At 35.8% G+C, this 7,029-nt stretch carries 5 protein-coding genes; 4 read left to right on the top strand and 1 reads right to left on the bottom strand.

Going from position 1 to position 7,029, the window contains the following annotated elements; translation table 11 throughout:
* Positions 1–909 precede the first annotated feature (909 nt).
* The 4 genes from PLE33_09025 to PLE33_09010 all read left to right on the top strand — a co-directional run bounded on the left by PLE33_09025 (position 910) and on the right by PLE33_09010 (position 5,245).
* Positions 910–1,638, top strand: a complete 729-nt coding sequence (locus PLE33_09025; protein HPS61383.1) for a hypothetical protein — start codon at positions 910–912, stop codon at positions 1,636–1,638.
* A 14-nt stretch (positions 1,639–1,652) separates the two neighbouring features.
* Positions 1,653–2,081, top strand: coding sequence for a hypothetical protein (locus tag PLE33_09020; GenBank protein ID HPS61382.1), 429 nt, complete (start codon positions 1,653–1,655; stop codon positions 2,079–2,081).
* The gene (locus PLE33_09015; GenBank protein HPS61381.1) at positions 2,059–3,324 is read left to right on the top strand and encodes a DUF87 domain-containing protein; all 1,266 of its coding nucleotides are present in this window, start codon (positions 2,059–2,061) and stop codon (positions 3,322–3,324) included. The genes PLE33_09020 and PLE33_09015 overlap by 23 nt, the downstream gene beginning before the upstream one ends.
* A gap of 88 nt (positions 3,325–3,412) precedes the next feature.
* Positions 3,413–5,245, top strand: coding sequence for a hypothetical protein (locus PLE33_09010; GenBank protein HPS61380.1), 1,833 nt, complete (start codon positions 3,413–3,415; stop codon positions 5,243–5,245).
* 582 nt (positions 5,246–5,827) lie between these two features.
* Here PLE33_09010 and PLE33_09005 read toward each other — a convergent pair.
* Positions 5,828–6,760, bottom strand: coding sequence for a DUF3520 domain-containing protein (locus tag PLE33_09005; protein HPS61379.1), 933 nt, complete (start codon positions 6,758–6,760; stop codon positions 5,828–5,830).
* Positions 6,761–7,029 lie beyond the last annotated feature (269 nt).

The raw sequence follows: 7,029 nt of genomic DNA, 5'->3' as shown, positions 1-7,029 counted from the left end.
CCAACCGCTTTTTAGCTGGTTTCCAAACCGAAAAATTGTGAGTTAAAACAAAAAGCCCACTCCCTTCCAACCGATCTGCAACTGGTTTCCAAACCGAAAAATTGTGAGTTAAAACGAAAAATAACCTCCTCATATAGCTGTCTCCTATCTCCCTTACCCCAATCCCTCAATCTACCGTTTAACATACCTTAATCAAGCGTTAATAATTAACGCTTGATTAAGGTTAGATAAACACTTGATTTACGCTATCAACTTAGGGCGAAAAGCGCTCCTTATATCTGATATGCAGTTTATGCTAAAATAGAAAATACCCGATGGCAGGTAAATAGATAAGGATAATACCTACTACCAATCCGCAATTTTAAAGTTCGGGGAAAAATGAACTAACCAATCATTGCTTTGCCAATTAACCGAAGTTTGCCAACAAACTTGTTGTTTACCTGTTTTTCCGAATATTCTTATTCAGCACCTCAGTTGCCGAATTTGTCCATAAACTATGTGGCTTTCTTTTTCGGATTTTTTTAACACTGGTAAATTCTTGATGAATTGTAGAAACGGTATTTTCCTTCTTCTTTAGTAACTGAACTTATTAAAAAGGGAGATACTTTTTTCCTTTACTTCACACTTTCAAAGTCAATGCAAAAATTCAGAAAAAAAATAAGAGCACTATACAATATGATTTGATGCACACATAATTTGAGCAAGGTATTTTTTTATGAAAAAGAACTTGACTTGGATTGACAAGGTGAAAATAATGCAATTTGTTTCTAAACTTATTCTTTATAGTGTGTAACGAGGATAATAAATTTTGCTCTAAAACCTGAAAAACAATGAGTTGGAATGAACACCAACATTTGGGCTTCAACATAAATAAAGGTGAAAAGTGAATCAATCACTATAGGAGGAAAGATGCTTGGACCTTTAAGTACTGCAATCGTTGCCAAAGAAGCAGCTGAAAAGGCAGCTATGGTTATAAAAGAATCATTAAAGGTATTGGAGAAGGTTAAAGAGGGCATTGAACATCTCAAGATTAATGAGTTCAACAAAATGAAAGAACTATATCGTAATCCTTCAGATATTACAAAAGAGCATTTCAAGTACCTATTTGAAGAAATTAAAAGTGCAGAATCAAATCCTGACTTACGGGCTTCATTGATGAATCGGTTATATACTGAACCAAATCTAATTGGGCAAATGGGAGAGTATCACGCCGAATTGAATTTAAGCAATTATGGTTCTTTTGAACGCCAAAAACTAATTGCCACAGAAAAGGGAACATTCAGGGTAGATTTTGCCGGCAAATTAACAAAAGATATGCCAGTTCAATCATATATTATGCAAGATGGATCGTTAAAATCAATTTCTGAAGTGATACCTGCAAATCAGGAAATTGGTGTAGAAGTTAAAAATGGACTATACGAATTACGCCAGAACTTTGAACATGTGATCAATCAAGCCCTGGCAGCCAAAGAAAAGACGGGAAATGGCTTTATTGGAATTAACCAATCAATGCTGGAAACTATCAAAAAAAATCCCGAACATTATACGGATTTATTTTCTAAAGCTGCAGAATATGACATCAAGATCATCGTGACTCAGCCAGGGATACACCAGCAAATATATAATATCATAAGTTAGATTCAGGAGGACTTATGCCTTACATATATACAATCACATCAGATGAGAAATTATTAACACAATTCTATGGATTTGATAAAGCTTCCAAGGATGCTTTTGAAGGTGGTGACATTCAAAGGTTTGAAGCTATTATGGTAGCACAAGAATTCAGGAAAGGGCTTTTAGACCGATTGGCGGAATTAACGGGATCAGAAAAGCCCAAATTAATAGACCCCAAAATCATTAATGACAAAGATAACGATCCTTCACTTGTAGAAAGGTTATCCGCATTTTTGATAGAAAAACCAAAAATTAAAGATTTCATTACACAGAACCAGAATATGATGAGTAAAAAGATGAGCAGGTTTTTTTCAGATATTGAGCAAAACACCAAAGATAATGAGTATGTTTTGTTTTGGCTGCTGAGTGAGGAGGAGAAAAATGAAATACTTCAAACTAACTAACTTTACATTAGCAGCAGAAAAATTCCAGAAATTTAAGGGATACAATGGACGAACAGATTTTGAATACAAAATGAATAATGGAATAGTAGAAATCAAAGAACTTTTAGATTATATATGTAATAAATATGGTATAATTGATGTTTATCTCACAATAGCATACCGTAATCAAAAGCTCAACTATTACATTGGACTTTCTATAGAAGATGATATCTTAGAGACGATAAATATAGGCAGGACAATATGGCAATCTACTGCGATTCCAGACAATAATTTTGAACAAAAGGAGGTTTTATACGGTGCCAACCATATATCTACTTCGGATGATTTAAGCATTAATCTAATTGATGATATCGTAAGAGCTCATAGCAAATATCCTTTTAAATTAGAATATAGTTTTACCCTGAGTAAATATGACATAAATTACAAAGAACTACTCAAAGAACTGGAAAAATATATAAAAGTTCTCTCTAAAAAAAAAGCAATAGATGTATCAAAACCCAATATTATTGGTGGTACTAGCAAAACGATTGAACACATCTCTGAAGAAGTTATATACAATTATCTAAGCGAATTATATTACCTTTACCGTGCCAGCTCTTCAATCTGCAAATACCCTAAGCTAAGCATTTATTCAAATTCTATAGAGATTACAGATAGCATAATTTCAATTATTATCAAGAGGTCTCAAAGTAAAAATGTGTATTGTTTTAATTATTGGTTCTTCGAAAACTACTATACATCTCAACAAAAAAAAATAAAATTTGAAGAGGATCACTCAAAACCCTCCATTATAGAAGATGCTGCTGGAAACTTGTTCAAAAATAATTTTCTTGTTACTCAGTTTGTACCAACAAGTTTTATAGCATCGGTAGCAGCGTTACCAAATACAAAAATTCCAGGAATTACCTATATTGATGAGTATGAATTCGGTTCAATAAACGATATGGAATCACCGTCTCCTGATGCGCTTTCTTTAGGATGCCTTTACAAGAATTTCCAGACAGAGTTACCAATCACTGTTTATTATGATGATTTAGTAATGCATTCATTAGTTACTGGAGTAACAGGCAGTGGGAAAACTACAACGATCAAATCAATGCTTTTAGGTCTGTATAATAAAAAGATACCTTTTTTAATCCTTGAGCCAGCAAAGACAGAATACAAAGATTTGAATGTAGATGGGCTAAAGCGTTATCTATTAGGGATAGAAGCAGAAGATTGCTTAAAATTGAACCCCCTTTGAGTTTCCCTATAAAAAAGATGGAACTCCCGGAGTTCATCTCCAGACCCATTTAGACCTCTTAAAATCCATTTTTATTGCGGCATTTCCAATGTATGGTCCTATGCCTTATGTTTTAGAAACAGCATTTTATCATATCTATCAATGGTATGGATGGGATTTCAAGTCAGGTCACAACATTTACTGGGACAGCATAGTCAATAAATCGTGTGTAGATAGAAATGCTGATGCATCAGGTGAAAGTCACAACATTGACTTGAACAGCATAAAAAATGTATCTGACTTCTTCCCCACTTTGGACGATCTATATAACTGTATTGATAATATAGTTAGCATTCAGGGATACTCCAAGGATCTGCAAAATGACCTTACTGCAGCTCTTAAGGTTAGGGTAGGTAGTTTGAAATGTGGGGCTAAAGGGACAATGCTTAACACTAAAAGCGGAACCAGTATTGAAAAATTACTGAACTGGCCTACAGTGGTGGAACTGGAACGAATTGGTGATGCTCAAGAAAAGGTCTTTATTATGGGGCTTCTTCTGGTTAGCATTTATGAGTATTATATAGCTAAGAGTAATGAATCTATCGCTAAGGATAATAAAGCCAAGGTTCATTTGAGTCATTTGCTTGTTATAGAAGAAGCTCACCGATTACTTGAGAATGTTCAACAGGTAAATAACAACGAGATCGCTGATATGAAGGGTAAGGCAATAGAAACATTCAACAATATTCTTTCTGAGATAAGAGCTTACGGTCAGGGCATTGTAGTAGCAGACCAAATCCCTACAAAAATTAGCCCGGATGTGATTAAAAACACTAATCTCAAAATCATCCATCGTCTGTTTTCTTTTGATGACCGCAATGCAGTAGGCGATGCAATAGGATTGGATCAAAGACAAAAGAAAGGACTGATTCATCTAAATACAGGGGAAGCAATTGTGTTCCAATCAAGTTTGCAGGAAGCGGTAAAGGTAAGGATGGATTCCAAGGGTTTAGAGAAAGGAAATTCAATCCCAATTAGTGAATCTATACCTCTGAACACTTTGGATGTTGTAATCAGCACTACAGCGATCTATTCTGAGCTAAAAAAAGTATTCCAAAATGCTTTGGTTTTTGACTGGAGTTATTCTAAACTGCAAGAGAAGTTAGGTATAATCCTAAGCAGATTCTCTATAGAATCGGAGGAAAAACTTATTGGGCAGTTGGTTTCAAATCTGGTGGAATGGTTTGCTATCAAACTCAGGAACAACAACTCAATCCCCTATTCATTACTCAAAGAGAATAAACTTAAGAATTCTTGCAAACAACCTGAAGAGGCAATTGATCGTATTAGAAGCTTTATAGAAGAAAACGGACATACTATACAATTCCCGGCTTCAATGTTAGGTATTTATGTTAAAGCTCTAAAGTATTTCATCTATGTTTATACCGAAGATCGTAAAGCTCTCTCAAGTTTTGTTACTGAAATTAGAAATGCTCATTTAGATGAATTCAGATTTAACAATATAAATACTCAGAGCATTTTAATGGCTGTGGCTGACATAGATAAATATTTTAACACTAAGGAGTTATCTGAAAGTGAGATCAATGAGCTATGCCAGTGTTTGGTGTATTTTAGTTCCTACACACATACCGGATTTGAATACTACTTTAATCAGCCCAATAAACAAATAACTGATGAGGAGTATTTGAAATACCTAAAACAATCTGAAGAGCATAAGCCAGAAACCGTATTAACAACAACTACTCCGTTAGACCCTGAAATAAAGCAACTCTTAAAATTAATCGCAGATAACTTGAAAAAAATAGGGCAAAAACCTGTAACTGACACAGAAAAAAAAGGGGGAATTAGTTTACCGATAGTTTTGATGCTAACGAACACTTTGTTCATAATCCTTGCAGTTCTTTATATGATATTACGCTGAGGTTCTGAAATACGAATTGGAGATAGAAAAGTTCGTGATCTTACAAGCGGAGCAATACAAGTTACCATTGCTTTCTTTGGTCTGCTAAAGATTATAATTGGGAAATTGAATAAAAATTTAAGGAATATGGATAAAGCAGGATGGTATAACTCTAAGTTACTTAAACAAAACGATAATGTTAGATATTTCTATCTCCCTACAGCCCTGAATTAAATCTGGCAGAACATTTATGGGATGTCATCTGCAATTCTAAATTTCGGAACAGGACTGTTAATTCTATTAATGATACCCAAAATGCTTTGGTTAACCGTTTATATATTTTTACCAGAATAAAGAAAATGTTTCCCAATTAACCAATTTTGCTTGGCTAAATTTGTATATTGTATAGCGATATAGTTTGTGGATGATGAGGACATCAACATTGCGGGATTTGTGGTTGACGAGGACATCAACATTGCGGGGTTTTAGGTTGACGAGGACATCAACATTGCGGAAAAAACGGCATCCCTTTTCGGTGTTTTCGGTGTCCTCGGTGGCTAAAATAATACGGCGAAACAGCGTCTTCCGGCTACCCGATATTATTTAGTATTCCTTATTATAGTCCCGGTTTTCCTCGCGGATTTGTCTTTTCTGTAATTTGGCTGCCAGGTCTATCAGTTTCAAAAACTCAGTTCTATAGCCCTCGGTATCTTTGCCGATATTTTTAGCTGCCAGTTCTTTAACCATATCCCAAGTGAGAGCTGCTTTATATTGTGACTCTTGCAAAAGCATTCCATAGCCAATAACGGAACAAGCGAAACGATAATTTTCGGAAGCATTTTCTAAAGGGATGATTTTATTCATAACCGGCATTTCAAAAGGAATACTGGTATCGCTATCCGGAAGTTTATAACGCAATTTAACGGTTAATGCCTCAGGTGATTTACGCGCTTCATCAGTAATCTTGATTTCCTGATATTTCAGCTCATCCAGCTCGGGAACAGGTTCTTTGGAACCAGTGGGAATAATTTCATAAACAGCTGTAACACAATGTCCTGCACCCAGTTCACCGGCATCTTTGGTGTCATCCTTAAAGTCCTCATTATTTAGCAGCAGTTTTTCATAGCCGATTAAACGGTATGCCTTAACATAAGCGGGATTAAATTCAATTTGCAGTTTAACATCTTTGGCTACAGTATAGAGAGTGCTTGCCATTTCGTTAACCAGAACTTTTTTGGCTTCGCTGATGTCATCTATATAAGCATAATTGCCATTTCCTTTATCAGCCAAGAGTTCCAGTGTGTTATCCTTATAGTTTCCCACTGTTTTATTTTCAGCCAGCAGGATTGTTAGTTTATACCGTTTAAAGAGGGTGATTGATTGTTCAGTTGTAAGGGTGTGTGCTTTCTGTTTTAACTCACAATTTTTCGGTTTGAAAACCAGTAGTAGATTAGTTGTAAGTGAGAAAAGAAGGTGGGGTGTGGTTGCATTGAAGGCAGGTGAAAATTGTAAGTCAAAACCTACCGCTGGTTGCATCGTGAATTTCCCGAGGGGCTTACGCCACCATCGCTATTTTTGTGTCGCCCTTAGGGGCTTTTAGGCAGAGGGCAGAGGGCGGAGAGCAAAGAGCCAAAAAGTTTATTTTTCCGCATTTTTCGAGGGGCTTACGCCACCATCGCTATTCTGGTGTCGCCCTTAGGGGCTTTTTGTTCAGGAAGAACGAAATCCTCGTCGTTCAAGCACAAGAAGAGGTTGACCAGGAGGTCAACCATCCGATCTCGCCCTTAGGGGCTTTTTGTTCAGGA

The organism is Candidatus Cloacimonas sp. (genome assembly GCA_035403355.1).
Lineage (GTDB): Bacteria > Cloacimonadota > Cloacimonadia > Cloacimonadales > Cloacimonadaceae > Cloacimonas.
The sequence above is the reverse complement of the archived record's forward strand: the minus strand, read 5'-3'. Positions and strand labels throughout refer to the sequence as shown.

What these genes read in the sequence shown, in the direction of transcription:
- PLE33_09010 (HPS61380.1), top strand. Translation starts at nt 3,413, where the DNA reads ATGTATGGTCCTATGCCTTATGTTTTAGAAACAGCATTTTATCATATC.
- PLE33_09005 (HPS61379.1), bottom strand. Translation starts at nt 6,760, where the DNA reads ATGCAACCAGCGGTAGGTTTTGACTTACAATTTTCACCTGCCTTCAAT.
- PLE33_09020 (HPS61382.1), top strand. Translation starts at nt 1,653, where the DNA reads ATGCCTTACATATATACAATCACATCAGATGAGAAATTATTAACACAA.
- PLE33_09015 (HPS61381.1), top strand. Translation starts at nt 2,059, where the DNA reads ATGAAATACTTCAAACTAACTAACTTTACATTAGCAGCAGAAAAATTC.
- PLE33_09025 (HPS61383.1), top strand. Translation starts at nt 910, where the DNA reads ATGCTTGGACCTTTAAGTACTGCAATCGTTGCCAAAGAAGCAGCTGAA.